We start from the raw sequence: 22,722 nt of genomic DNA, 5'->3' as shown, positions 1-22,722 counted from the left end.
GAACCACGCGGCGGTGCCGGACGGGCGAGCCCGAAACTCCGAACAACTTTCCATAAATTACAATTGGCATTTTATGGTTAACGAATTGCTAATGCGTGGAGCCGTGCTTCGCGGATGCAGCATTGCCCACCTCGAATTGTCCCGCGCGGCGGCCCTTGCCCCTTATGCTCAGCTCGCGTAAATCTTCGCGGCACTGTTGCGCCGCCGCCCGTTCGTCGGCCGCGGATGCGGCGGAGACCCTTGATGAACCTCACCAACCTCATCCTCAACACCGACAGCTACAAGTTCAGTCACTATCTGCAATATCCGCCGGAAACGCGCGCCATTTCCTCCTATGTCGAGGCGCGTGGCCATTCCGAGCACGCGGAAGTGCTGTTCTTCGGCCTCCAGATGTTTCTCAAGGAGTATCTGTCGAAACCGGTGACGATGGCGGATGTGGACGAGGCCGAGGGCATCGTCACGGCGCATGGCCTGCCGTTCAATCGCGCGGGCTGGACGCATATCGTCACGAAACATGGAGGCTTCCTGCCGCTGCTCATCGAGGCGCTGCCCGAGGGCACGCTGGTGCGTCGCGGCGTGCCGGTAGCGCAGGTGGTGAACACCGACCCCGACTGCTACTGGCTGACCTCCTATATCGAGACGGCGCTGCTGCGCGCCATCTGGTATCCGAGCACGGTCGCCTCCAATTCCCGCAAGGTGAAGCAGATCATCCAGCCGATCCTGGAAAGGACCTGCGACGATCCCGCCGCCGTGCTTCCCTTCCGCCTGCACGATTTTGGCGCGCGCGGCACGACCAGCTTCGAGCAGGCGGGCATTGGCGGGGCAGCGCATCTCGTCAATTTCATGGGGACCGATACGGTGAGCGCCGTGCTCTTCGCGCGCCGCTACTACGGCGCCGAAATGGCCGGTTTCTCCATTCCCGCCTCCGAGCATTCGACCATGACCTCGTGGGGCCAGGAGCGCGAAGCCGAGGCCTATGGCAACATGATCGACCGCTTCGGCGACAAGGGCCTCTATGCGGTCGTGTCCGACAGCTATGACATCAACCATGCCGTCACGGAGATCTGGGGCAAGCAACTGAAGGATCGGGTGCAGGCCGCCGGCGGCACGCTCGTCGTCAGGCCGGACAGCGGCGATCCGGTGGAAACACCGGTTCAGGTCGTGCGCCAGCTTGCCTATGCCTTCGGCACGCATCTCAACGCCAAGGGCTACAAGGTGCTGGACAACAGCGTGCGCGTCATCCAGGGGGACGGCATCTCGCCCGCCGATATCGGCCTCATCCTCGGCCGGCTGGAAGCCTTTGGTTTCTCGGCGGAAAACATCGCCTTCGGGATGGGGGCAGGGTTGCTGCAGAAGGTCAACCGCGACACCTATTCCTTCGCCATGAAGGCCAATGCAAGGCAGGGTACCGACGGCGCCTGGCACGATGTCTACAAGCGTCCGGCGACGATGAACCTCAAGGCTTCGAAGGCAGGGCGCCAGGCCGTGGTGGCGGGTATCAGCGGTCTTGAGGCCGCTCGCATCGACCAGCTTGCTGGCCGCGAGAACCTGCTGCAGCCCGTCTGGCGCGACGGCAAGCTCCTCGTCGACTGGACCTTCGAGGCGGTGCGCGCCCGCGCCGCCTGAGGTCTTGCGGCAAGGCTTTCGCCGCGCCATCTTGAGTCCTGTGACTGGAGACGAAAGATGACCGTTCGCCCGCCGCAAGCGCTCGCTCCCTCCTTCAACAAGGAGACGGGGCTCAATATTCTCGAATACGAACTGATGTCGGAGCGGGCTGACGCGCTCGGCCGGCACGGGCTCAAGGTGGAGAAGGCGCTGGAACTGCTGGCCGCGCGCCTTGCTGCGGGCTGTGGCGAGGCGGAACGGGAAGACCTCATCAACGATGCGGCCGACAAGGTCTGGGCCTTCTTCATTCAGCGGGAAATGTGTGGCCTGCGAAGCCAGAAGGACGCGATCCGCCGCTACGGCATTCCGCCGGAAGTAATTGCCCGGCTCGGCATCGTGCGGCGCAAGACCTGACGGTTACAGGGCGATGATCTGGCGGGTGATGAGATCGTAGATGCCGTTGTCGTCGACGCGCAGTGCGAAGATTTCCTTGCGCGCTGCGTCGCGTTCTTCCTGCTCGCGCACGCCGGCGGCATCGAGATTGCGGACCGCTTCGCCCGTGGTTTCTGCGGGGATTTCGTCGGCGTCGCCGGTTTCTGTCTGCTTTGCGGGGGCCTTGCCGGCAAGCTGGGTCGTCTCTGCGCCGGCAGCGAGAAGCTGAATGGTGTCGAGCGCGGCTGCGGCCGGGTCACCTCGCCGCTTGTCTTCCCGTATGCGGTTGGCGTCGGTATGGGCGCGGCCGACGGCGTCCTGAAGTTCCTGGACGTCCTCCAGCTTCTCGCCGGCTTCCAGCGAACGGATCGTCTCCTCGCGCTCCTTGCGCGTTTCCGCATCCTCGATGCGGGTCGGATCGCGCCGGGTCCGGTCGAGCTTCAGCTCCTCGATGGTTTTCGGGTTCGCCGCGTCCTCCAGACGGGCGAGCACCTTGCGCATCTCCGGCGTCAGTGCCTTTTCGTTCTCGGCCTTTTCGGTAAGTGCCTCCTTCACCCGTTCGGCTTCGGTGCCGTAGGGGTTGCGGATCGCCGCGATGAGATCGGCCGCCTTGAGGCCGAGATCGGCAAGGCCCGATTTCTTCTCGAGCGTTGCCACGTCTTCCGGCAGCTCGCCGCGAAGGCGCGTCAGCATGCCGGAGAGGCGCTGCTCGAAGTCGGCATCCGCTTCGCCTTCGCCTTGCGTGACGCCGGCGGTAAGCGCGAGGCGGGCGACGAGGTTGGCGGCCGCATCGTCGGACGGGCCTGCCATGGCCTGCTTGACGGCCGTGAGGGTTGTCCCGAGGCCGCGAAGCGTGACATCGAGTGTGCTGCCCCTGGCGGGAAGCGATATCTGGTCGACGAGCGCCAGCCGGTCGGCCAGGCGCTGGGCAAAGGCGCGGGCGCCTTCGCCGTCCTGCTGCGTGACGCCGAGTGTGTCGCTGAAGCGGGAAATCAGCTTGGCGAGCGTTTCCTCGCCGCGGGCATTGCTGCCGAAGAAATGTTCGTTGATGCGCGCATTGGCTTGCCGCGTCGTATCGTCGGAGCGAAGATGCGCCTGTTTCTGGGCGTCGTCTTTCGGCTGTCCGCTGGCCTTCTCGACCTCTTCGCGGCGGCGCTCCTCAAGCGTTTCGACGATCGACTGCATCGCCGAGACGGCGGCGGTCGACTGCGCGCTTTGCAGGGGTGTCAACATGGCAACCTCCGGTCTCGCCGGAAGAATAAGCTGCAGGGGATTAACCGCGCGTTAAGCCTGCGCCTGCGGCTTTTCGGGGGTATCGGGCGGCTGCGGCCGGCAGACGATCGTCACCAGAACGAAGCTGACATAGAGCAGGAGATACCACGAGCCGAGCTTGGTGAAGGGCACCATGTGCCAGGTCGTCTGGCCCGGATAGAGCCACACCCCCGTCGCCGTGCCGATGTTTTCGGCGATCCAGAGAAAGATGGAGGTGAGGAAGGCCGCGACGACGAGCGGCATCCAGCGCGGCTTCTGCTCCACGGTGTAATAGATGCGCACGCGCCAGAAGAGCAGCACCGTCGCGGCGAAGAGCCCCAGGCGGATGTCGATGATGAAGTGATGCAGGTAGAAATTGACGTAGATGGCGATCGCCAGCAGCGCCGTCATCCAGAAGGGCGGATAATGAGTGAAGCGCATGTCGAAGATGCGGATGGCACGCGCCATGTAGCTGCCGACCGAGGCATACATGAAACCGGAAAACAGCGGCACGCCACCGACACGGATGATCGCCTCCTCCGGGTAGACCCAGGAGCCCATTTGGACCTTGAAGATCTCCATGGCCGTGCCGACGAGGTGATAGATGAGGATGACCTTCGCTTCCTCGAAGGTCTCCATCTTCAGCGTGAGGAACGTCACCTGGATGGCGAGCGCCATCACGAAGAGCGCGTCGTACCGATGGATCGGCCAGTCGGGCTGCCAGACGAGTTTCGTCAGGATGATCAGCCCCAGCATGAGCCCGCCGAAAAGGCAGGCCCAGGCCTGCTTCAGCCCGAAGAGGATGAATTCCGCAAGACCGGGCGGGAGCGTCTCAAGCCGGCCGCGGATCAGGCGGCGCAGCGGTTCCAGCGTCGGCCCGGTCTGGTGTTGCCATCCGTTCTGCACGGGCGGCTCAGCTATGGGCGAAGATGTCGGTTTCCTCCCAGCCGAGCAGGTCGAGCTTGGCGCGGGTCGGCAGGAAAGTGAAGCAGGCCTCCGCGTGCGCCAGCCTGCCGTCCCGCACGAGGCGCGCCATCAGCTTGTCGCGCAGGGCATGGAGATGCAGCACGTCGGATGCGGCATATTCGAGCTGCGCCGGCGACAAAGTCTCGGCCGCCCAGTCGGAAGACTGCTGCTGCTTGGAAATGTCGACTTCCAGCATTTCCTTCAGATTGTCCTTCAGACCATGCCGGTCCGTATAGGTCCGCGTCAGGCGCGAGGCGATCTTGGTGCAGAAGACCGGGGTCGTCGTCACGCCGAAGGTGTGGAACAGAACGGCGATATCGAAGCGGCCGTAGTGAAAGATCTTCTGGCGGGCCGGGTCTTCCAGCATCGCGACAAGGTTCGGCGCGTCCTTCTGGCCCGCGGCAATGCGGATGACATCGGCGCTGCCATCGCCCGGCGAAAGCTGCACGACGCACAGCCGGTCGCGGCGCGGGATGAGGCCGAGCGTTTCGGTGTCGATCGCGATCGCGCCGGTATAACGGGCCGCATCCGCCGCCGAGATATCACCTTCGTGATACCGGATTGCACTTGCCATGAAAAACCCCATCTAACCTGTCTCTGTGTCCGCAGGCCTATAGCGCATGTTTCCGGCCTGCGGTACTTCTTTATGGATTGCGAAGGATCGGCCCCGCTGCCGAAAGATGATATGACGAAACGATTGGTCCTTGCCGCTCTTGCCGCGGTGCTGCTTGCGCCCGTAGCCAGCGCACAGGTTTTCCATGATCTGCCTGGCGTCGTGACGACCGAGCAGGACGAGGCCGAGGAAGCGGTCTCCTGCTCCCCGCACTATGTGCCGCCGCCGGAAAACAGCACGAAACGCCAATGGGGCCATACGGTCTACAACTGTACGCGTGGCGGTGTGACCTCGAGCGGCAGCTATCTGCCGCTGTCGCGCGAGCGGAGCCTGCGCGGCTACGACTGGTAGCGCGCCCTTTCATGCCCCGATCGTTCCGGCCGGGGTCGTTCATCCGGAGGAGCCATGACCGACGAAAGCCTGCCGCTGGTGATCAGCGCGCCCGAACCGCGCACGCTGGACCTCATCTTCACCCCGGCGGCAGAGGCCGCTTTGCGCCGGGCCTATCGTATTGTCGAGGCCGATCCCGAAGACATAGCCGGGCTTGGCGACGCGGTGCTCGGCCAGGCGCGCTATATCCTCGGACAGCCGCCGCTTTCTGCCGAAACGCTGGCGCGCATGCCGAACCTGCGCGCGATCCTCAATGTCGAGAGCAATCTCCTCAACAACATGCCCTATGAGGTTCTGTTCGAGCGCGGCATCCATGTCGTCACCACTGGCCAGGTCTTTGCCGAGCCGGTGGCCGAACTCGGCCTTGCCATGGCGCTGAACCTTGCCCGCGGCGTGATCGACGCCGATGTCGCCTTCCGCGAGGGGACGGAATTGTGGGGCGGGGACGGCAACCGGTCCGCGCGCCTCCTCTCTGGCTCCGAGATCGGCATCGTCGGCTTCGGTGATCTCGGCCGGGCGCTGAACCGCGTGCTCTCGGGCTTCCGCGCGAAAATCCGTGTCTTCGATCCCTGGCTGCCGCCCTCGATGCTGCGGGATGTCGGGGTCGAGCCCGCCTCGCTTTCCGAGGTGCTGGCCATGAGCGACTTTGTTTTCGTCGTCGCCTCCGTGACAAGCGAGAACAAGGGTTTTCTCGGGGCGGAGGCCTTTGCCTCGATGCGCAAGGGCGCGGCCTTCATCCTGCTCAGCCGGGCAGACGTCGTCGATTTCCCGGCGCTGATGGCGGCGGTCGAGACCGGCCATATCGTTGCGGCAAGCGACGTTTATCCGGAGGAGCCGCTGCCGGCGGACCATCCCGTGCGCCGGCTGAAGGGCTTCGTCCGCTCGGCCCACCGCGCGGGTGCGCTGGACAGCGCTTTCAAGAAGATGGGTGACATGGTCTTGGAGGATATGGCGCTGATGGATCGCAGCCTGCCGCCGATGCGCTGCAAGCGGGCCGAGCGTGAGACGGTCTCGCGCATGCGCTCCAAGCCGGTGAGCGTTAACTGAAACGAAAAGGCCGTGGCGGGGAACCGCCACGGCCTTTTCGCTTTCATGGCGTGCGATCAGGCGCGCTTGATGACCTTGATGAGCACGAGCAGGATCACCGCGCCGATCGTGGAATGAATGATCGCGGCGATGATGCCGCTGCCGAGGCTGACGCCGATGGCCGGAAAGAGATAGCCGGCGATGAAGGCGCCGACGATGCCGACGACGATGTTGCCGATCAAGCCGAAGCCGAAGCCCGAAACGATGAGGCCGGCCAGCCAGCCCGCAATCGCGCCGACGATGAGGAAAACGAGAATGCTTTCAATGCCCATACGATGCTCCCTTAGACAGTCTCATTCTGTCCCTGTTCAATCTGGCAGCCGTTTTCCGGAAAGCAAGAGGGGCTGAAAACTTCTCTTCCGCGGTGTCAGACGATGCCGCCGCCACCGCCTGCCACCGCCGGCCGTTCGCTCGCCACCTTCGCCCGGTAACCGGCGGCGCGAAACGTCGCGACCGGATCGATCGCGCCGCCCGTCTCCAGCCGCGCCATGGCGAGGATCGGCTCGACATCGGTGCGAAAACCGGCCTTCAGCGTCTCTGAGGCCATCAGCGCGTCGTTCGTCTCCTGGTAACCGGCGAGCGCCGCGCGATCGACGATGAGGCCCTGCGCATAGGCGCGGCAGACCTCCATGGCGCTGCGCATCAGGCTCTCGATCGGGTCGGTGACATTGTGGCTCTGGTCGAGCATATGCGCCGGCGAAAACCCCTCGGCCTGCCGCACTTCCGCATCCACCAGCTCGTTGAAGACGAGGAAGAGGCGATAGGGATCGATCGAGCCGGTATCGAGATCATCGTCGCCATATTTCGAATCGTTGAAATGGAAGCCGCCGAGCTTCCTGAACTGGATGAGCCGGGCGACGATCATCTCGATATTGACGTTCGGCGCATGGTGGCCGAGGTCGACGAGGCAATGGGCTTTCGGGCCGAGTTCCTGCGCGATCAGGTAATTGCTGCCCCAGTCCTGCACGACCGTCGAATAGAAGGCCGGCTCGTACATCTTGTGCTCGGTAAAAAGCCGCCAATCCTCCGGCAGCGCTTCATAGATGGCCTTCATCGCATCGAGATAACGCTCGAAACTCCTCGTGAAATTCGCCTGCCCCGGAAAGTTCGTGCCGTCGCCGATCCACACCGTCAGGGCCTTGGAGCCGAGCGCATTGCCGATGGCGATGCATTCGAGATTGTGCTCGACGGCCTGCTGGCGCGTCGCGGCATTGGCGTGCGAGAGCGAGCCGTATTTGTAGGAATGCTCCTGCTGCGGCGCATCGGAAAAGGTGTTGGAGTTCATCGCGTCGAAGCCGAGGCCGAGGGCATGGCCCCTTTCTTTCAACGCCTTGAGGTCCGTCACCTTGTCCCAGGGGATGTGCAGCGAGACGGTCGGCGTGGCGCGGGTCAGTTCCTGGATGACGGCGCAATCCTCCAGCTTGTCAAAAATGTTGCGCGGCTCGCCCTCGCCGGGAAAACGCGCAAACCGCGTGCCGCCGGTGCCGACGCCCCAGGAGGGCACCGCCACCGCATAGGCCGCGACCTTTCGCTTCACCGCATCGATATCGACGCCGCGGCGGGCGAGCTGCGCGCCGAGATGCGCGTAGTCGCTCTTGAGATCGGCGACCCGCTTGCCGTTTTCGCGCGAAACAACGTCTTCGGAAATCATCGTCATCGGCAAAATTCCTCAGCGCGTGAAGGACTGGGCATTGCCCGCGTCGACATTGATGATGTTGCCGGTCGATTTCGCCGACATGTCGGAGGCGAGGAAGTAGATGGCTTCCGCGATATCCTCCGGAAAGACCGAGAGCTTCAGCATGGACCGCCCGCGGTAATGCGCTTCGAGATCGTCCGTCTTGTAGGTCGCGGCGCGCTGCTCCTTCCATTCACCGGTCCAGATCTTCGAGCCGCGCAGCACGGCGTCCGGGTTCACCACGTTGACGCGGATCTGCTCGGCGGCGCCTTCCAGCGCCAGGCACCGGGCGAGGTGGATTTCGGCGGCCTTGGCGGTGCAATAGGCCGATGCGCCGGGGGAGGCGGCAAGGCCGTTCTTGGAGGCGACGAAGACCACGTTGCCGCCCGCCTTCTGTCGGCGGAAGATGCGGAACGCCTCGCGCGAGACAAGGAAATAGCCCGTCGCGAGAATGCCGATGTTCTTGTTCCACAGTTCCAGCGTCGTGTCCTCTATGACTGCCGAGGAGGCGAGGCCGGCATTGGAGACGAGGATGTCGAGGCCGCCGAATTCCACCAGAGTATCGGCAAAACTTTTTGCGACGAGCGCTTCGTCGGTGACGTTCATCGAAACCGAGCGCACGACATCCCTGCCGTAGCGGCCGGCAAGCTCGTTTTCCGCCGCGGCGAGCGCCGTCTCGTCGATATCGGCAAGCACCACGCAGGCGCCCTCCGCCATCAGCCGCTCCGCGGTCGCCTTGCCGATGCCGCCGGCCCCGCCCGTGACGAGCGCGATGCGGCCGGCCAGGCTCTTGGGCTTCGGCATGCGCTGGAGTTTCGCCTCCTCCAGCAGCCAGTATTCGATGTCGAAGGCCTCCTGCTCCGGCAGGCCGACATAATCGGAAACGCCGGAAGCGCCGCGCATCACATTGATGGCGTTGACGTAGAATTCGCCGGAAATGCGCGCCGTCGCCTTGTCCTTGGCAAAGGTGATCATGCCGACGCCGGGCACCAGATAGACCACGGCATTCGGATCGCGCATCGCCGGGCTGTTGTCCCGCTTGCAGCGCTCATAGTAGGCCGCGTAGTCGGCGCGGTAGGCGGCAATCGCATCGGCAAGGCCGGCAAGCGTCCTGTCGATATCCGGCTCTGCCGGGTCGAAATCGACGACCAGCGGGCGAATCTTCGTGCGCAAAAAATGATCCGGGCAGCTCGTGCCGAGGGCCGCGAGCGGCGCAAGGTTTTTCGAGGTCACGAAATCGAGCACGGCCTCGCCGTCGTCGAAATGGCCGACCTTCTTCTCGTCCCGGCCGATCATGCCGCGGATGACCGGCATCAGCTTTTCCGCGATCGCGCGGCGTTCCGTGGCGGGAAGCACCGGCTTCACCGCGCCGCCGAAGGCGGGAGCCACGTTGTTTTCCTCGAACCAGCCGATCGCCTTGTTGATGATCTCGACCGTCGTCTCGTAGCATTCCCGGGCCGTATCGCCCCAGGTGAAAAGGCCATGGCTTTCCAGAACCACGCCGCGCGCGCCCGGATTTTCCAGGCAGAATTTTTCGAGCCACAGGCCAAGCTCGTAGCCCGGCCGCTTCCAGGGCAGCCAGCCGATGTCGTCGCCAAAGATTTTTCGCGTCAGCTCGCGGCTGTTTTTCGCGGCGGCGATGGCGATGATCGCGTCCGGATGCATGTGGTCGACATGTTTCTTCGGCACATAGGCATGCAGCGGCGTATCGATGGAGGCGGTGCGCGGGTTGAGGTTGAAGGTGCAATGGGGCAGGTAGCCCACCATCTCATCCTCATGCTCGACGCCGCGGTAAAGCCCCTTCAGCGCGTTGAGCTTGTCCATGTAGAGGGTCGCGAACCCATCCATCCTGATCGTGCCGACGTCGCCGCCCGAACCCTTGACCCAGAGCACTTCCACCGCGCCCGCGCCGAGCGGGTCCGTCTCCGTCACCTTCGCCGAGGTGTTCCCGCCGCCATAATTGGTGATGCGCTTGTCGGAGCCGAGCAGGTTGGAGCGATAGAGCAACCGTTCGGATTCGCTCATCGCCGACGCCTTGGCGTCATCCCACAGGTTTGCAAGGCGTGCGCCCTGGTTCTTCTCCAGCATCGGCATTTCCTCCCGGTATTTCCTATGCGCATGGCTATCGCCGCGCTTGAAGGCGTGCTTTCAGATCACATGAGAGCGTCGCCGATGTCAATCAGAAGCGATCAAAAACAATCATATTGCGCTGCACAATGAAAAATTATGATCGATCGTGATTGACACTGCGCGTTCCTGATGGAAGCATTGCCAGCACTGGAGGAGCCATGCACGAGAAGGAAAGACATCGGATCATTCTGTCCGCGGTTCAGGAAAAGCCTGTTGTCACAGTGCCCGAACTGGTGGACCTGACCGACAGTTCCGAGGCGACGATCCGGCGCGACATCGCGGCGCTGCATGTGCAGAAGAAGCTGCGCCGGGTGCGCGGCGGGGCGGAGGCGTTGCATCCCCCGCAGTTCGTCGGTCTCGCCGGTCGTCCCTTCACGGTCAACGAAACGCTTAACACCCGCCAGAAGCAGGCGATCGCCAAGGAAGCGGTGGCGCTCTGCGAGGACGGCGATCCGATCATTATCAACGGCGGCACCACCACGTTCCAGATGGTGCATTTCCTGACCAACCGCCGCATGCAGGTCTTCACCAATTCATTCAATATCGCCGAGCACCTGCTGAAGCATTCCAAGAACACGATCATGCTGTCCGGCGGTACGATCTACCGCGAGCAGAACATCGTGCTCAGCCCCTTCGACAACGATGTGACGCGCAATTTCTATGCGCGCCGCATGTTCATGGGCGCGCAAGGCATCGGCCCGCTCGGGCTGATGGAGGCCGATCCGCTGCTCATCCAGGCGGAGCAGAAACTGATCGACCAGGCGGATGAGCTGGTCGTGCTGGTCGATTCCACGAAATTCAGAAAACGCTCCAGCCTCATCCTGTGCGGGCTGAAGCGCATCGCCACCATCATCACGGATTCGGGCATCGAGGACAGGGACGCCGCGATGCTGGAGCAGGCCGGCGTCAACCTGATCGTCGCGAATGTCCAGGCCGACACCAAGACTGGGAATGCACCCTCTTCGGCGTGAGGCCGGAGTTTTGATTTCACTGGGAGGAGAAGTCGTGAAAATTCTGAAGACATTGCTCATGACGGCGGCCGTTTCGCTCGCGCTGATCGCCAACACCGCGCAGGCGGAAACGAAAAAGATCGCCCTCGTCGTCAAGGCGCTCGGCATCGGCTTCTTCGAAGCGGCCAACAAGGGCGCCCAGGAAGCCGCCAAGGAACTCGGCGACGTCGAGGTCATCTATACCGGCCCGACGACGACGACCGCGGAAGGCCAGATCGAGGTGATCAATTCGCTGATCGCTCAGAAGGTCGACGCCATCGCCGTTTCGGCCAACGACACCAATGCGCTGGTGCCCGCCCTCAAGAAGGCGATGGACCGCGGTATCAAAGTCATCTCCTGGGATTCGGGCGTCGCGCCCGAGGGCCGCTCGATGCACCTCAACCCGTCGTCGAACCCGCTGATCGGCAACATGATCATCAAGCTCGCCGCCGACAACCTGCCCGAGGGCGGCGATGTCGCCGTGCTCTCGGCGACCGCCACCTCGACGAACCAGAACACCTGGATCGCCGAAATGAACAAGGTGCTCGGCAACTACAAGGGCATCAACGTGGTCGCCACCGTCTATGGCGACGACCTTGCCGACAAGTCCTATCGCGAGACTCAAGGGCTCATCCAGTCGCATCCGAACCTGAAGGCGATCATCGCGCCGACCTCCGTCGGCATCGTCGCCGCCGCGCAGGCCGTCACCGATGCCGGCAAGATCGGCCAGATCAACGTCACCGGCCTCGGCCTGCCCTCGGAAATGGCCGGCCATGTGAAATCCGGCGCCTCCAAATCCTTCGCGATCTGGAACCCGATCGATCTCGGCTATTCCGCGACGATGATCGCCTATGACCTGATCGGCGGCGCGGAAGCCAAACCCGGCGCGGAACTCAAGATGGGCCGCATGGGCACCGTCAAGCTCGACGACAACAACGAAGGCGCCATGGCCGATCCGTTCGTCTATGATGCCAAGAACGTCGAGGAATTCGCCAAGATCTTCTGATCTGGCGTCTCAATGGAATGCGCCCCTCATCCGGCCTGCCAGCCACCTTCTCCCCGTGAACGGGGAGAAGGAAACCGAGCCGCAACGCCTCTGTTCCCTCTCCCCGCTTGCGGGGAAAGGGCTAGGGTGAGGGGTAGCCCCGCCCGCATCGCTCGCGATCGAGCCCATAACCCAACCGGTGGACCGAGACTTGCTGCAGGACACGACCACATCGCGGATGAAGCCCGCCATCGCGCTCGAGGGGATTTCGAAAAGTTTCCCCGGCGTGCGCGCGCTCGCCGAGGTCTCGCTCGCGCTCTATCCGGGCTCGGTGACGGCGCTGGTCGGCGAGAACGGGGCGGGCAAGTCGACGCTGGTCAAGATCCTCACCGGCATCTACCAGCCCGATGAGGGCACCATCCGCGTCGACGGCGCTGAAACCCATTTCCCGACCGCCAACGCCGCGGCGAAAGCCGGCGTCACCGCCATCCACCAGGAAACCGTGCTGTTCGACGAACTCTCGGTCGCCGAAAACATCTTTTTGGGCCATGCCCCCCGCACCCGCTTCGGCCTCATCGACTGGAAGACGATGAACGCGAACGCCCGCGCCTTGCTCGCCCGCGTCGGGGCCGATCTCGACCCGTCGATCCGCCTGCGCGACCTCGGCATCGCCAGCAAGCACCTCGTCGCCATCGCCCGCGCGCTCTCCATCGACGCCCGCGTCGTCATCATGGACGAGCCGACGGCGGCCCTTTCGCACAAGGAAATCCACGAACTCTACGACCTGGTCGACCGGCTGAAGGCCGACGGCAAGGCGATCCTCTTCATCAGCCACAAGTTCGACGAGATTTTCCGTATCGCCGATCGCTACACGGTGTTTCGAGATGGCCGCATGGTGGGCGAGGGGCTGATTTCGGAGGTGACGCAGGGCTATCTGGTGCGCCAGATGGTCGGCCGCGACGTCGGCCAGGTTTTCCCGAAGCGGGATGTCGCGATCGGCGAGCCGGTGCTGACCGTCTCCGGCTACCGCCACCCGACCGAATTCGAGGACATTAATTTCGAGCTGCGTCGCGGCGAGATCCTCGGCTTCTACGGCCTCGTCGGGGCGGGTCGCTCGGAATTCATGCAGGCGTTGATCGGCGTCACGAGGCCCTCCGCCGGCGCGATAAGACTGCATGGCGAGATCAAGGTCATTCGCTCTCCGGCCGAAGCCATCGAAGCCGGCATCGTCTATGTGCCGGAGGAACGCGGCCGGCAGGGCGCGATCATCGGCCTGCCGATCTTCCAGAACGTCACGCTGCCCTCGCTCTCGCGCACCTCGCGTTCGGGCTTTTTGCGCATGGCCGAGGAATTCGCTCTGGCGCGGGACTATACCGCGCGCCTAGACCTGCGCGCCGCCTCGCTCGACCAGGATGTCGGCACGCTCTCCGGCGGCAACCAGCAGAAGGTCGTCATCGCCAAGTGGCTGGCCACGCGGCCGAAAGTCATCATCCTGGACGAACCGACCAAGGGCATCGACATCGGCTCGAAGGCCGCCGTGCACGCCTTCATGAGCGAGCTTGCCGCTTCCGGCCTCAGCGTCATCATGGTCTCCTCGGAGATCCCCGAGATCATGGGCATGGCGGACCGGGTCATCGTCATGCGCGAGGGCCGCATCGCCGGCCGTTTCGAGCGCGCGGACCTGACGGCGGAAAAGCTGGTGCGCGCCGCTGCCGGCATCGAGGAGGCCGCGTGATGAAGCTTTTGCTGAAGAACCGCGAAATGCTGCTGGTCGTCGCGATCCTCGCGCTGGTGACGCTGATCGCCCTGCGCTTCCCGCCCTTCGTGACGCCGGGCAATCTCGCCAATGTCTATAATGACACGTCGATCCTGATCATCCTGGCGCTCGGCCAGATGGCCGTCATCCTGACGCGCTGCATCGACCTCTCGATGGCGGCGAACCTTGCGCTGTCCGGCATGGTCGCGGCGATGCTCAACGCCGCCATGCCCGGCCTGCCGATCCCGCTGATCATCCTGGTATCGATGGCGCTCGGCGCGCTTCTCGGCTCGGTCAACGGCCTGCTCGTCTGGAAGCTCGACATCCCGCCGATCGTCGTGACGCTCGGCACGCTGACCATCTATCGCGGCCTGATCTTCCTCCTCTCCGGCGGCGCCTGGATCAATGCGCACCAGATGAGCGACGCCTTCAAGGCGCTGCCGCGCACGGCGCTGCTCGGCTTTCCGCTGCTCTCCTGGCTGTCGCTGGTCATCATCGCGCTGATGCTCGTGGTGATGCGCCTGACGCCACTCGGCCGCGCCTTCTTCGCCGTCGGCGGCAATCCGCATGCCGCCGTCTATACCGGCATCGATGTCGGCCGCACGCGCTTCCTTGCCTATTGCTTGTCCGGCACGCTCGCCGGCCTCTCCGGCTATCTCTGGGTTTCGCGCTATGCGGTCGCCTATGTCGATATCGCGGCCGGCTTCGAACTCGATATCATCGCGGCCTGCGTCATCGGCGGCGTGTCGATCGCCGGCGGCATCGGCTCGGTCGGCGGTGCGGTGCTCGGCGCGCTGTTCCTCGGCGTCATCAAGAATGCGCTGCCCGTCATCAATATCTCGCCCTTCGCCCAGATGGCGATTTCAGGCACGGTCATCATCATCGCCGTCGCCGTGAACGCCCGCGCCGAAAAGCGCAAGGGCCGGGTGATCCTCAGGAAAGCGGAGGCGGCCCATGGCTGAGACGCAGATGATCGCGCGCCACATCCCCGACCGGCTGGAAGGCCGCGGCGCGCGGCTGGTGAAAAGCTGGGAAACGCTGCTCGTCGCCGTGGCGCTGGCGATCTTCCTCGTCAATTCCTTCGCCTCGCCCTATTTCCTCGATCCGTGGAACCTGTCCGACGCGACCTTCAACTTCACCGAAAAGGCGATTATCGCCTTTGCCATGGCGCTGGTCATCATCTCGGGCGAGATCGACCTCTCCGTCGCCTCGATCATCGCGCTCACCTCCACCGTGATGGGCTATGCCGTGCAGCTCGGCTTCGATACGCCCGCCCTGGTTCTGGTCGGCCTTACGACGGGCCTTCTCTGCGGGGCGTTCAACGGCCTGCTCGTCACCGGCCTCGGCCTGCCCTCCATCGTGGTGACCATCGGCACGATGAGCCTCTTCCGCGGCCTCTCCTTCGTCATCCTCGGCGACCAGGCCTTTACCGGTTATCCGGCAAGTTTTTCGTGGTTCGGCCAGGGTTATGTCTGGTGGGTCTTCTCCTTCGAGTTCTGCCTCTTCGCGGCGCTCGCCGTCATCTACGGCGTGGTGCTGCACAAGACGAATTTCGGCCGCGCCGTTTACGCCATCGGCAACAACCAGACGGCCGCGCTGTTCTCCGGCGTCCGCGTCGGCAGGGTGAAATTCGTGCTCTTCCTGTTGACCGGCCTGATGGCGGCGATCGCCTCGATCTGCCTCACCGCCCGCCTCGGCTCGACGCGCCCCTCCATCGCGCTTGGCTGGGAGCTGGAGGTGGTGACGATGGTCGTGCTCGGCGGAGTCAACATTCTGGGCGGTTCGGGCACCATTCCCGGCGTTGTGCTGGCGGCGCTGATCATGGGCATGGTCACCTTCGGCTTCGGCCTGTTGAATGTGCCCGGCATCGTCATGTCGATCTTCATCGGCCTGCTGTTGATCTCCGTCATCGCGCTGCCGATCCTCTACCGGCGTTTTCGCGGGAGCCGTTGAGCCATGGAGAAATATGCCTTTCGCATGCGGCTCAATCCCGGCATGACAGCCGAATACAAGGCACGGCACGATGCGATCTGGCCGGAACTGTCAGCGCTTTTGAAAGACGCCGGCGTCTCCGACTATTCCATCCACCTCGACGAGGAGACGAACCTGCTCTTCGGCGTACTCTGGCGGCGCGACGACCACGCGATGGCGGACTTGCCCAACCATCCCGTCATGCAGCGCTGGTGGGTGCATATGGCCGATATCATGGAGACGAAGCCGGACAACGAACCCGTCGCCGTGCCGCTCGTCACCGTCTTCCATATGGAATGAGCCGATGAAGACCATCGCCGTCGTCGATGTCGGCAAGACGAACGCCAAGGTGGTGCTCGTCGATGGCGAGGATTTTCGCGAGGTCGCCGCCCGCACCATGCCGAACGGCGTGGTGAACGCCGCGCCCTATCCGCATTTCGACACGGAAAAGCTCTGGGCCTTTCTTCTGGAAAGTTTTGCCGCGCTGGGCCGCGAGCGCCCGGTCGACGCCATCTCGGTCACCACGCATGGCGCGACCGTTGCCCTGGTCGGGGAGGACGGCGATCTTGTGCTGCCGGTGCTCGACTATGAACATGACGGCCCGCAGGCGATGGCAGAGGACTACCGCGCCATCCGCCCGCGCTTCGAAGACAGCGGGACGCCTGTCCTGCCCGTTGGGCTCAACGCCGGCCTGCAAGTCTATTGGCAGTCGAAGGCGTTTCCGGACGCTTTTGCCAAAACGCGCTGGCTGCTGATGTATGCGCAATACTGGTCCTTCCGCCTCACCGGCATCGCTGCCAGCGAGGTAACGTCGCTCGGCTGCCACGCCGATCTCTGGGAACCGCGGAACGGCCGCTTCTCCAGCCTTGTGGAAAGCCAGGGCTGGACGCGCTTGATGCCGGCGGTACGCAGAGCCGGCGATGTGCTCGGCCCGATCCTTCCGGAGATCGCGGTGGCGACGGGGCTTCGGCCGGATGTGCCCGTTCATTGCGGCATCCATGATTCCAACGCCTCGCTGCTGCCCTACGTGCTGACGCGCCCGGCGCCCTATGCCGTCGTCTCCACCGGCACCTGGGTGGTGGTGATGGCGATCGGCGCGCGGCCGGTCGTGCTGGACGAGGCGCGCGATACGCTGATCAACGTCAACGCGCTCGGCGATCCGGTGCCGTCCGCCCGCTTCATGGGCGGCCGGGCGTTCTCCGTGCTCGGCGGCAAGTCGGGCGATCTGCCGCCCGCAGCCATCACCGAGGTTTTCCGGCGCGGCGCCATGCTGCTGCCGTCGCTGCCGGAGGAATCCGGCCCGTTCCCCGGCCGCAAGGCAACCTGGACCGTGCCGCGCGAGGATTTGGGCGAGGATGCGGCCCAGGCTGTCATCGTCTTCCATCTCGCCCTGATGACGGCGACCTGCCTCGACCTGATCGGCGCGGAAGGCCCTGTCATCGTCGAGGGGCCATTTGCGGCCAACCGGGCGTTCCTGATGATGCTAGAGGTGGCGACGGGGCGCGCGGTGCTTTCCGGCGGCAGCGCGACGGGCACGAGTGTCGGCGCGGCCTGTCTAGCCGCCGGCCGGGCGCCGGAGCTCGCACTGGCGTCGGCAGAGGACAATTTGCCCGAGGGCGCGGCGGATTATGCGGCGCGCTGGCGCCGGCTCGCTTGCGAAGGGTAAAGGCCGCTCAGAAAACCCGGGCCTTGACCGGGGCGCGGTCCGCATCGATATCGAGCAGCAGATAGATGGCGGCGAGCGTTGCGGAAGCAATCACGATGGCGCCCAGTGCCAGAACAATCATTGTCCGTTCCTCCTGACGTCATTGTCAGTCTATGCTTCCACCCTACGCGCGCGAGCTTGCGTGAGGCTGACGCTACGTCGGGTCGTTTTAATTTTAGCAAAGCCATAAGCAGGCCATGAACCATTAACCTTCAGGCAAGGAATTAACCATAAACATTGGGACTACACGTCGGAATGGGAAATTCGCCGTTTCTCACCCAGGCATGATGCCGAACCGCCGTACCGGATCTGAGCCGGTATTCGAGTTTCACCGAATTCGATCATGGATCGTCGGCTGGCCACGGCTTCGGCCACCGCCTCTCCATGCGAAAGTTCAGCGGCTGCCCCAAGGGCTGCCGGGCGTCATGGGTTTGGGAGCATACGCGTGCAGGAAATGCCGGCAGAACAGGCTCGAACGGGACAGGCGGCCAGCCTGCGCGACCGTTTGCGCTTTGCTGGCGTCGAGGCCGCCCAGGGCGATACCCTCCGCCGCCATCGCCAGACGCTCGAACGGCATGTCGAAACGGCGCTCCGCGACCTCTTCCAGCGTTTCCAGACCTTTCCCGATGCCGCCCGCCATTTCCAGAGCGAGCGCCAGATCGACCGGCTGCATGACCTCCAGAGTTCCCACTGGAGCGTCCTGACCGACGCGCGGTTCGACGGCCTCTATGCAGAGCGTGTAAAAGTTCTCGCTGACAGCGAAAGCCAGATGGGCCTTGACCCGCGCTGGCGCATCGCCGGCCATTCGATCGTCGTCGAGACGGTCGTCAACGGCCTCATCGAGGAATATTGGCCGAAATCCATCCTGCCTGGTGCGGGAAAAGCCCGCCGGCAGGAATTGACCGACCTCATCTCCGCTTTTCTCCGCACGGCGATGGTCGATGCGGAGATCGGCGTTTCGCTGCGTTTCAACGAGCTGCGCCACGCCCATCACCGCGCCCTCGGTGAACAAAGACAGCAGGACCGCGCCGAACTCGACCGCGTCTTCGGCGAGACGATCCGCAGCCTTTCCGCACTCGATTTCTCCGCCCGCGTTTCCGGCGAGATGCCGGATGCCTGGCGCGACATGGCCGAGACGCTGAACGGCGCGCTCGACGAGATCCAGTCCCGCCTCACGTCCGCCGCCGACCGGGCGAGCGAAAGCGATCGTCTCGTCGGCACGCTCGCCTCCAGTGCCGGTGCGCTCTCGGCTCGCTCGGCTGAGCAGTCGGCGAACCTGATCGAGACGGCCAACGCCCTCGGCTCCATCGTCGAGCGCGTGCGCCAGACGCTCGGCGAGACGCGCAAGGCGCAGTCCGCCGCCGCCTCCACGCAGGCTTCGGTGGCCCTTTCCGGCAGCATCGTCGGCGAGGCGATGTCGGCCATGGCGGATATCGAGGCTTCGGCGGAAAAGATCGGCCAGATCATCGGCGTCATCGACGAGATCGCCTTCCAGACCAATCTTCTGGCGCTCAATGCCGGCATCGAGGCCGCGCGCGCCGGCGACAGCGGCCGCGGCTTTGCCGTCGTCGCACAGGAAGTGCGCGCGCTTGCCCAGCGTTCGGCGGATGCGGCGCGCGAGATCAAGCAGCTCGTGACAGGCACCAAGGCGCAGGTCGAGACTGGCGTCGAGCATGTGCATCGCACCCAGGATGCGATTGGCAACATCGTGCGCCAGGTCGAGGGCATCAACGAAGCCATTACCGGCATCGTGCGTGAAAGTGCGGCCGATGCCGAAGGGCTCGATGGCGTAACGGCCGATATCGGTCGTGCCGGCCGCGCGCTTGAGGCGGATGCCGCGGATGCGGGCCGCGTCGGCAACGCCGGTGGCGACCTGCATAAGGTCATTCTCGAACTCGGCCGCACGGTCCGCGAGTTCCACGTTTCCGCGCAGCGTGATCTGCGCCGTCCGGCACAGCCGGTTTCCGCGCAAACACGCGCGGTACCGGAACACGGCGAGACGGAGACCTCTCCCCTCGAATTTCTGACGGCCCGCGCCGTCGGCTTTGGAGGTTGAGATGGCGGCAAGACGGCCACGGCACTGGTTTTCGACGGCGCGCAGCCGGATTTCGGAAGGAAGTCATCCGCCCGTCGCTCCGGACAGCGGAGCGGCGATTTTGGTGAGACGCAGAGACTGTTTCAAACAAGGAACACGGTAATGGCGAGCAAGAAAGCCGCACAGAAAAGTTTAAGCCTTGCCCCCGTTCTCGATCTCAACGAGGCGACGGCGCTGCACCAGCAGCTCATGGGCCTCAAGGGTAGTCCGCTCGTCATCGACGCCTCGGCGGTCGAGCGCGTCGGCGCGCTCTGCGCCCAGGTGCTGATGGCTGGCGCCAAGAGCTGGGAAGAGGACAGGCAGCCTTTCACCTTCGGCAAGGTGTCCGACCCTTTCATGAAGACAATGCAACTTATCGGTGTGAATATTGATCACTTGCTGGCACAGGAGGCTAGGCAATGAAGAAAAAAGTCCTGACCGTGGATGATTCCCGGACGATCCGGAACATGCTTCTGGTCACGCTCAACAATGCAGGCTTCGAGACCATCCAGGCTGAAGACGGCGTCGAGGGTCTGGAAGTGCTGGAAAACGCCAACCCAGACGTCATCGTCACCGACATCAACATGCCGCGCCTCGACGGTTTCGGCTTCATCGAGGGTGTGCGCCGCAACGAGAAGTACCGGGCGATCCCGATCCTCGTGCTGACCACCGAAAGCGATGCCGAGAAGAAGAACCGCGCACGCCAGGCCGGTGCCACGGGCTGGATCGTCAAGCCCTTCGATCCGACCAAGCTGATCGACGCAATCGAGCGCGTAACCGCCTAAATTCACGAATCCAGGATTGCTCCCGATGGATATGAACGAAATCAAAGAGATCTTTTTCCAGGAGTGCGAGGAGCAGCTCGCGGAACTGGAATCAGGCCTCTTGAAGCTGAACGACGGCGACCGCGACCCGGAAACGGTGAATGCCGTGTTCCGCGCTGTGCACTCGATCAAGGGCGGTGCCGGTGCCTTCGGCCTCGACGATCTCGTCTCCTTCGCCCATGTGTTCGAGACGACACTGGATTGCGTTCGATCCAACAAGCTGGAGCCCACCCAGGACGTCCTGAAGGTCATGCTGAAGTCCGCCGATGTCCTGGCGGATCTGACCAATGCGGCGCGTGACGGCGGAAGCGTCGACGAGGCCCGCAGCCGGACCCTCATCCGCGAACTCGAGGCGCTTGCCCATGGCGAAGCCCCGGCCGCTGCCGAAGCGCCTGCGCCAAAACCCGCAGCCGCTGCTCCCAGGGCGGCCGCGCCGACACCGGTCATCGAAAAGCCCGCGGTTAACGACGAGGGTTTCCAGCCGATCCCCTTCTCCTTCGGTGATTTCGACGACGAGCCGGCCGATCACTACGTGCCGACCTGCCAGGTCGTCTTCAAGCCGAAGAAGGATCTCTACGCCAAGGGCAACGAGGCCGTGCTCCTCCTGCGCGACGTCTCCCGCCTCGGCGAAATGAGTGTCTATTGCGACATGGACAGCCTGCCGCCGCTCGACAAGATGAACCCGGAGGAAGCCTATTTCTCTTGGAAGATCTCGGTGACGACCGACAAGGGCGAGGACGGCGTGCGCTCCGTCTTCGAATTCGCCGAGTGGGATTGCGACCTCGATATCAGCACCATCGAGGAAGACGTGGTCGGCGATGCCGCCGACGACGAAGAGCTGCCGATGCAGCCGGTTCCCTTCGATCTCTCGATCCTCGACGAAAGTGGCTCTGCGCCTACCGAAGAGCCGGCCGTGATGGAAAGCGATGCCGCCGCGGCCGTTGCCGCGGCCGAGACCGCCACCAAGGTGTCGCAGGTCGCAAGCCGCGCGGCCGAAAACGCCAAGGCCGCTGCCGCATCCGCCGCCAGCGCCGCCCAGGCCAACCAGGCCGCCGCCGCCGGCCAGACGATCCGCGTCGATCTCGACCGCGTCGACCGCCTGATCAACCTCGTCGGCGAACTCGTCATCAACCAGGCGATGCTCTCGCAGAGCGTCGTGGAGAACGACACCAACGGCACGTCCTCCATCAATATGGGTCTCGAGGAGCTGCAGCAGCTCACCCGCGAGATCCAGGATTCGGTGATGGCCATCCGCGCGCAGCCGGTGAAGCCGGTCTTCCAGCGCATGGCGCGTACCGTCCGCGAAATCGCCGACATCACCGGAAAGTCGGTCCGCCTTATCACCGAGGGCGAGAACACCGAAGTCGACAAGACCGTCATCGACAAGCTGGCGGAACCGTTGACGCACATGATCCGCAACGCGGTCGATCACGGCCTCGAAATGCCGGAGAAGCGTGAAGCGCTCGGCAAGAACCCGGAAGGCACGGTTCGCCTCACGGCAAAACACCGCTCGGGCCGCATCGTCATCGAGCTTGCCGACGACGGCGCCGGCATCAACCGTGAGAAGGTGCGCCAGAAGGCCATCGACAACGACCTGATCGCAGCCGATGCAAATCTTTCGGATGAGGAAATCGACAACCTGATCTTCCACGCCGGCTTCTCGACCGCCGACAAGGTATCGGACCTGTCCGGCCGCGGCGTCGGCATGGACGTCGTCAAGCGTTCCATCCAGGCGCTCGGCGGCCGCATCTCGATCTCCTCGAAGCCGGGGCAGGGCTCCGTCTTCACCATGAGCCTGCCACTGACGCTCGCCGTGCTCGACGGCATGGTGGTCACGGTCGCCGGCCAGACGCTCGTCGTGCCGCTGACGGCCATCGTCGAGACACTGCAGCCGGAAGCCTCGGCCATCCACTCCTTCGGCGCCTCGCAGCGGCTCATCTCGATCCGCAATTCCTTCTGCCCGCTGGTGGATGTCGGCCGGATTCTCAATTTCCGCGCCACGCAGGCCAATCCGATCGAGGGCGTCGCTCTGCTCGTCGAATCGGAAGGCGGCGGCCAGCGCGCCCTCATGGTCGATGCCATCCAGGGCCAGCGTCAGGTGGTCATCAAGAGCCTGGAGGCCAACTACACCCACGTGCCCGGCATCGCCGCTGCCACCATTCTCGGCGACGGCCGCGTGGCCCTCATCCTGGACGTCGATGCGGTGGTTGCCGCCTCGCGCGGCCAGTCCTTGAGACAAGACATCTCGCTTGCTGCCACCGGTTAAGACG

General features: G+C 64.1%; 21 protein-coding genes. 15 read left to right on the top strand and 6 right to left on the bottom strand.

Going from position 1 to position 22,722, the window contains the following annotated elements:
• The first annotated feature begins 243 nt into the window (after positions 1 to 243).
• Positions 244 to 1,626, top strand: coding sequence for a nicotinate phosphoribosyltransferase (locus AKG11_RS22155; RefSeq protein WP_050745476.1), 1,383 nt, complete (start codon positions 244 to 246; stop codon positions 1,624 to 1,626).
• Between the two features lie 57 nt (positions 1,627 to 1,683).
• A complete protein-coding gene (locus tag AKG11_RS22150; protein ID WP_050745475.1) occupies positions 1,684 to 2,019 on the top strand; it encodes a DUF6665 family protein in 336 nt (111 codons plus the stop codon).
• Positions 2,020 to 2,022: 3 nt separating this feature from the next.
• Here the strand turns inward: AKG11_RS22150 and AKG11_RS22145 are convergent, their stop codons facing one another.
• The 3 genes from AKG11_RS22145 to AKG11_RS22135 are packed head-to-tail and all read right to left on the bottom strand — an operon-like array spanning position 2,023 to position 4,828.
• On the bottom strand, positions 2,023 to 3,270 hold the full coding sequence (locus AKG11_RS22145; protein WP_050745474.1) for a hypothetical protein: 1,248 nt from the start codon (positions 3,268 to 3,270) through the stop codon (positions 2,023 to 2,025).
• A 51-nt stretch (positions 3,271 to 3,321) separates the two neighbouring features.
• Positions 3,322 to 4,158: a DUF817 domain-containing protein gene (locus tag AKG11_RS22140; RefSeq protein ID WP_050745488.1), complete on the bottom strand. Its 837-nt coding sequence runs from the start codon at positions 4,156 to 4,158 to the stop codon at positions 3,322 to 3,324.
• Between the two features lie 43 nt (positions 4,159 to 4,201).
• Entirely contained in the window at positions 4,202 to 4,828 is a 627-nt protein-coding gene (locus AKG11_RS22135) for a ribonuclease D (RefSeq protein WP_037405183.1), read from the bottom strand.
• A 111-nt stretch (positions 4,829 to 4,939) separates the two neighbouring features.
• On the opposite strand from AKG11_RS22135, the gene AKG11_RS22130 reads away from it, so the two are divergent.
• On the top strand, positions 4,940 to 5,218 hold the full coding sequence (locus AKG11_RS22130; RefSeq protein WP_050745473.1) for a hypothetical protein: 279 nt from the start codon (positions 4,940 to 4,942) through the stop codon (positions 5,216 to 5,218).
• A 54-nt stretch (positions 5,219 to 5,272) separates the two neighbouring features.
• Positions 5,273 to 6,304 (top strand): hydroxyacid dehydrogenase, encoded by a 1,032-nt coding sequence (locus AKG11_RS22125; RefSeq protein ID WP_050745472.1) that lies wholly within the window; start codon positions 5,273 to 5,275, stop codon positions 6,302 to 6,304.
• A gap of 56 nt (positions 6,305 to 6,360) precedes the next feature.
• Here AKG11_RS22125 and AKG11_RS22120 read toward each other — a convergent pair whose 3' ends face one another.
• The 3 genes from AKG11_RS22120 to AKG11_RS22110 form a co-directional block, all read right to left on the bottom strand.
• Positions 6,361 to 6,615, bottom strand: coding sequence for a GlsB/YeaQ/YmgE family stress response membrane protein (locus tag AKG11_RS22120; protein ID WP_024270520.1), 255 nt, complete (start codon positions 6,613 to 6,615; stop codon positions 6,361 to 6,363).
• 95 nt (positions 6,616 to 6,710) lie between these two features.
• Complete coding sequence (rhaI, locus tag AKG11_RS22115) at positions 6,711 to 8,000, bottom strand: L-rhamnose catabolism isomerase (protein WP_050745471.1); 1,290 nt, start codon at positions 7,998 to 8,000, stop codon at positions 6,711 to 6,713.
• 12 nt (positions 8,001 to 8,012) lie between these two features.
• A complete protein-coding gene (locus tag AKG11_RS22110; protein ID WP_050745487.1) occupies positions 8,013 to 10,106 on the bottom strand; it encodes a bifunctional rhamnulose-1-phosphate aldolase/short-chain dehydrogenase in 2,094 nt (697 codons plus the stop codon).
• Between the two features lie 200 nt (positions 10,107 to 10,306).
• Between AKG11_RS22110 and AKG11_RS22105 the strand changes: the two genes are divergently transcribed.
• The 11 genes from AKG11_RS22105 (at position 10,307) to AKG11_RS22055 (ending at position 22,718) form a co-directional block, all read left to right on the top strand.
• Positions 10,307 to 11,119 carry a DeoR/GlpR family DNA-binding transcription regulator gene (locus AKG11_RS22105; protein ID WP_050745470.1) on the top strand — a complete coding sequence of 271 codons (813 nt, stop codon included), beginning with the start codon at positions 10,307 to 10,309 and terminating at the stop codon, positions 11,117 to 11,119.
• A gap of 34 nt (positions 11,120 to 11,153) precedes the next feature.
• Positions 11,154 to 12,143: a rhamnose ABC transporter substrate-binding protein gene (gene rhaS / locus AKG11_RS22100; protein ID WP_050745469.1), complete on the top strand. Its 990-nt coding sequence runs from the start codon at positions 11,154 to 11,156 to the stop codon at positions 12,141 to 12,143.
• A 217-nt stretch (positions 12,144 to 12,360) separates the two neighbouring features.
• Positions 12,361 to 13,857 carry a sugar ABC transporter ATP-binding protein gene (locus AKG11_RS22095; protein ID WP_050745468.1) on the top strand — a complete coding sequence of 499 codons (1,497 nt, stop codon included), beginning with the start codon at positions 12,361 to 12,363 and terminating at the stop codon, positions 13,855 to 13,857.
• Complete coding sequence (locus tag AKG11_RS22090) at positions 13,854 to 14,840, top strand: ABC transporter permease (protein WP_050745467.1); 987 nt, start codon at positions 13,854 to 13,856, stop codon at positions 14,838 to 14,840. Before AKG11_RS22095 ends, AKG11_RS22090 begins: the two co-directional genes overlap by 4 nt.
• A complete protein-coding gene (locus AKG11_RS22085; protein ID WP_050745466.1) occupies positions 14,833 to 15,831 on the top strand; it encodes an ABC transporter permease in 999 nt (332 codons plus the stop codon). Before AKG11_RS22090 ends, AKG11_RS22085 begins: the two co-directional genes overlap by 8 nt.
• Positions 15,832 to 15,834: 3 nt before the next feature.
• The gene (rhaM, locus tag AKG11_RS22080) at positions 15,835 to 16,149 is read left to right on the top strand and encodes an L-rhamnose mutarotase (protein ID WP_050745465.1); all 315 of its coding nucleotides are present in this window, start codon (positions 15,835 to 15,837) and stop codon (positions 16,147 to 16,149) included.
• A 4-nt stretch (positions 16,150 to 16,153) separates the two neighbouring features.
• Positions 16,154 to 17,515 carry an FGGY-family carbohydrate kinase gene (locus AKG11_RS22075; protein ID WP_050745464.1) on the top strand — a complete coding sequence of 454 codons (1,362 nt, stop codon included), beginning with the start codon at positions 16,154 to 16,156 and terminating at the stop codon, positions 17,513 to 17,515.
• Positions 17,516 to 18,008: 493 nt separating this feature from the next.
• Positions 18,009 to 19,610, top strand: a complete 1,602-nt coding sequence (locus tag AKG11_RS22070; protein WP_245290184.1) for a globin-coupled sensor protein — start codon at positions 18,009 to 18,011, stop codon at positions 19,608 to 19,610.
• Positions 19,611 to 19,751: 141 nt separating this feature from the next.
• Positions 19,752 to 20,051, top strand: a complete 300-nt coding sequence (locus tag AKG11_RS22065) for an STAS domain-containing protein (protein ID WP_024270517.1) — start codon at positions 19,752 to 19,754, stop codon at positions 20,049 to 20,051.
• Positions 20,048 to 20,413, top strand: coding sequence for a chemotaxis response regulator CheY1 (gene cheY1, locus AKG11_RS22060; protein ID WP_024270516.1), 366 nt, complete (start codon positions 20,048 to 20,050; stop codon positions 20,411 to 20,413). The genes AKG11_RS22065 and cheY1 overlap by 4 nt, the downstream gene beginning before the upstream one ends.
• A 25-nt stretch (positions 20,414 to 20,438) precedes the next feature.
• Entirely contained in the window at positions 20,439 to 22,718 is a 2,280-nt protein-coding gene (locus AKG11_RS22055; protein WP_050745462.1) for a chemotaxis protein CheA, read from the top strand.
• Positions 22,719 to 22,722 lie beyond the last annotated feature (4 nt).

It is taken from the genome of Shinella sp. SUS2, from assembly GCF_001262505.1.
Lineage (GTDB): Bacteria > Pseudomonadota > Alphaproteobacteria > Rhizobiales > Rhizobiaceae > Shinella.
The sequence above is the reverse complement of the archived record's forward strand: the minus strand, read 5'-3'. Positions and strand labels throughout refer to the sequence as shown.

Coding starts and splice junctions, on each gene's coding strand:
- AKG11_RS22130 (WP_050745473.1), top strand. CDS start 4,940: ATGACGAAACGATTGGTCCTTGCCGCTCTTGCCGCGGTGCTGCTTGCG.
- AKG11_RS22135 (WP_037405183.1), bottom strand. CDS start 4,828: ATGGCAAGTGCAATCCGGTATCACGAAGGTGATATCTCGGCGGCGGAT.
- AKG11_RS22125 (WP_050745472.1), top strand. CDS start 5,273: ATGACCGACGAAAGCCTGCCGCTGGTGATCAGCGCGCCCGAACCGCGC.
- AKG11_RS22105 (WP_050745470.1), top strand. CDS start 10,307: ATGCACGAGAAGGAAAGACATCGGATCATTCTGTCCGCGGTTCAGGAA.
- AKG11_RS22120 (WP_024270520.1), bottom strand. CDS start 6,615: ATGGGCATTGAAAGCATTCTCGTTTTCCTCATCGTCGGCGCGATTGCG.
- AKG11_RS22155 (WP_050745476.1), top strand. CDS start 244: ATGAACCTCACCAACCTCATCCTCAACACCGACAGCTACAAGTTCAGT.
- AKG11_RS22085 (WP_050745466.1), top strand. CDS start 14,833: ATGGCTGAGACGCAGATGATCGCGCGCCACATCCCCGACCGGCTGGAA.
- AKG11_RS22075 (WP_050745464.1), top strand. CDS start 16,154: ATGAAGACCATCGCCGTCGTCGATGTCGGCAAGACGAACGCCAAGGTG.
- rhaI (WP_050745471.1), bottom strand. CDS start 8,000: ATGACGATGATTTCCGAAGACGTTGTTTCGCGCGAAAACGGCAAGCGG.
- AKG11_RS22145 (WP_050745474.1), bottom strand. CDS start 3,270: ATGTTGACACCCCTGCAAAGCGCGCAGTCGACCGCCGCCGTCTCGGCG.
- AKG11_RS22095 (WP_050745468.1), top strand. CDS start 12,361: ATGAAGCCCGCCATCGCGCTCGAGGGGATTTCGAAAAGTTTCCCCGGC.
- rhaM (WP_050745465.1), top strand. CDS start 15,835: ATGGAGAAATATGCCTTTCGCATGCGGCTCAATCCCGGCATGACAGCC.
- AKG11_RS22070 (WP_245290184.1), top strand. CDS start 18,009: ATGCCGGCAGAACAGGCTCGAACGGGACAGGCGGCCAGCCTGCGCGAC.
- AKG11_RS22150 (WP_050745475.1), top strand. CDS start 1,684: ATGACCGTTCGCCCGCCGCAAGCGCTCGCTCCCTCCTTCAACAAGGAG.
- AKG11_RS22065 (WP_024270517.1), top strand. CDS start 19,752: ATGGCGAGCAAGAAAGCCGCACAGAAAAGTTTAAGCCTTGCCCCCGTT.
- AKG11_RS22055 (WP_050745462.1), top strand. CDS start 20,439: ATGGATATGAACGAAATCAAAGAGATCTTTTTCCAGGAGTGCGAGGAG.
- cheY1 (WP_024270516.1), top strand. CDS start 20,048: ATGAAGAAAAAAGTCCTGACCGTGGATGATTCCCGGACGATCCGGAAC.
- AKG11_RS22110 (WP_050745487.1), bottom strand. CDS start 10,106: ATGCTGGAGAAGAACCAGGGCGCACGCCTTGCAAACCTGTGGGATGAC.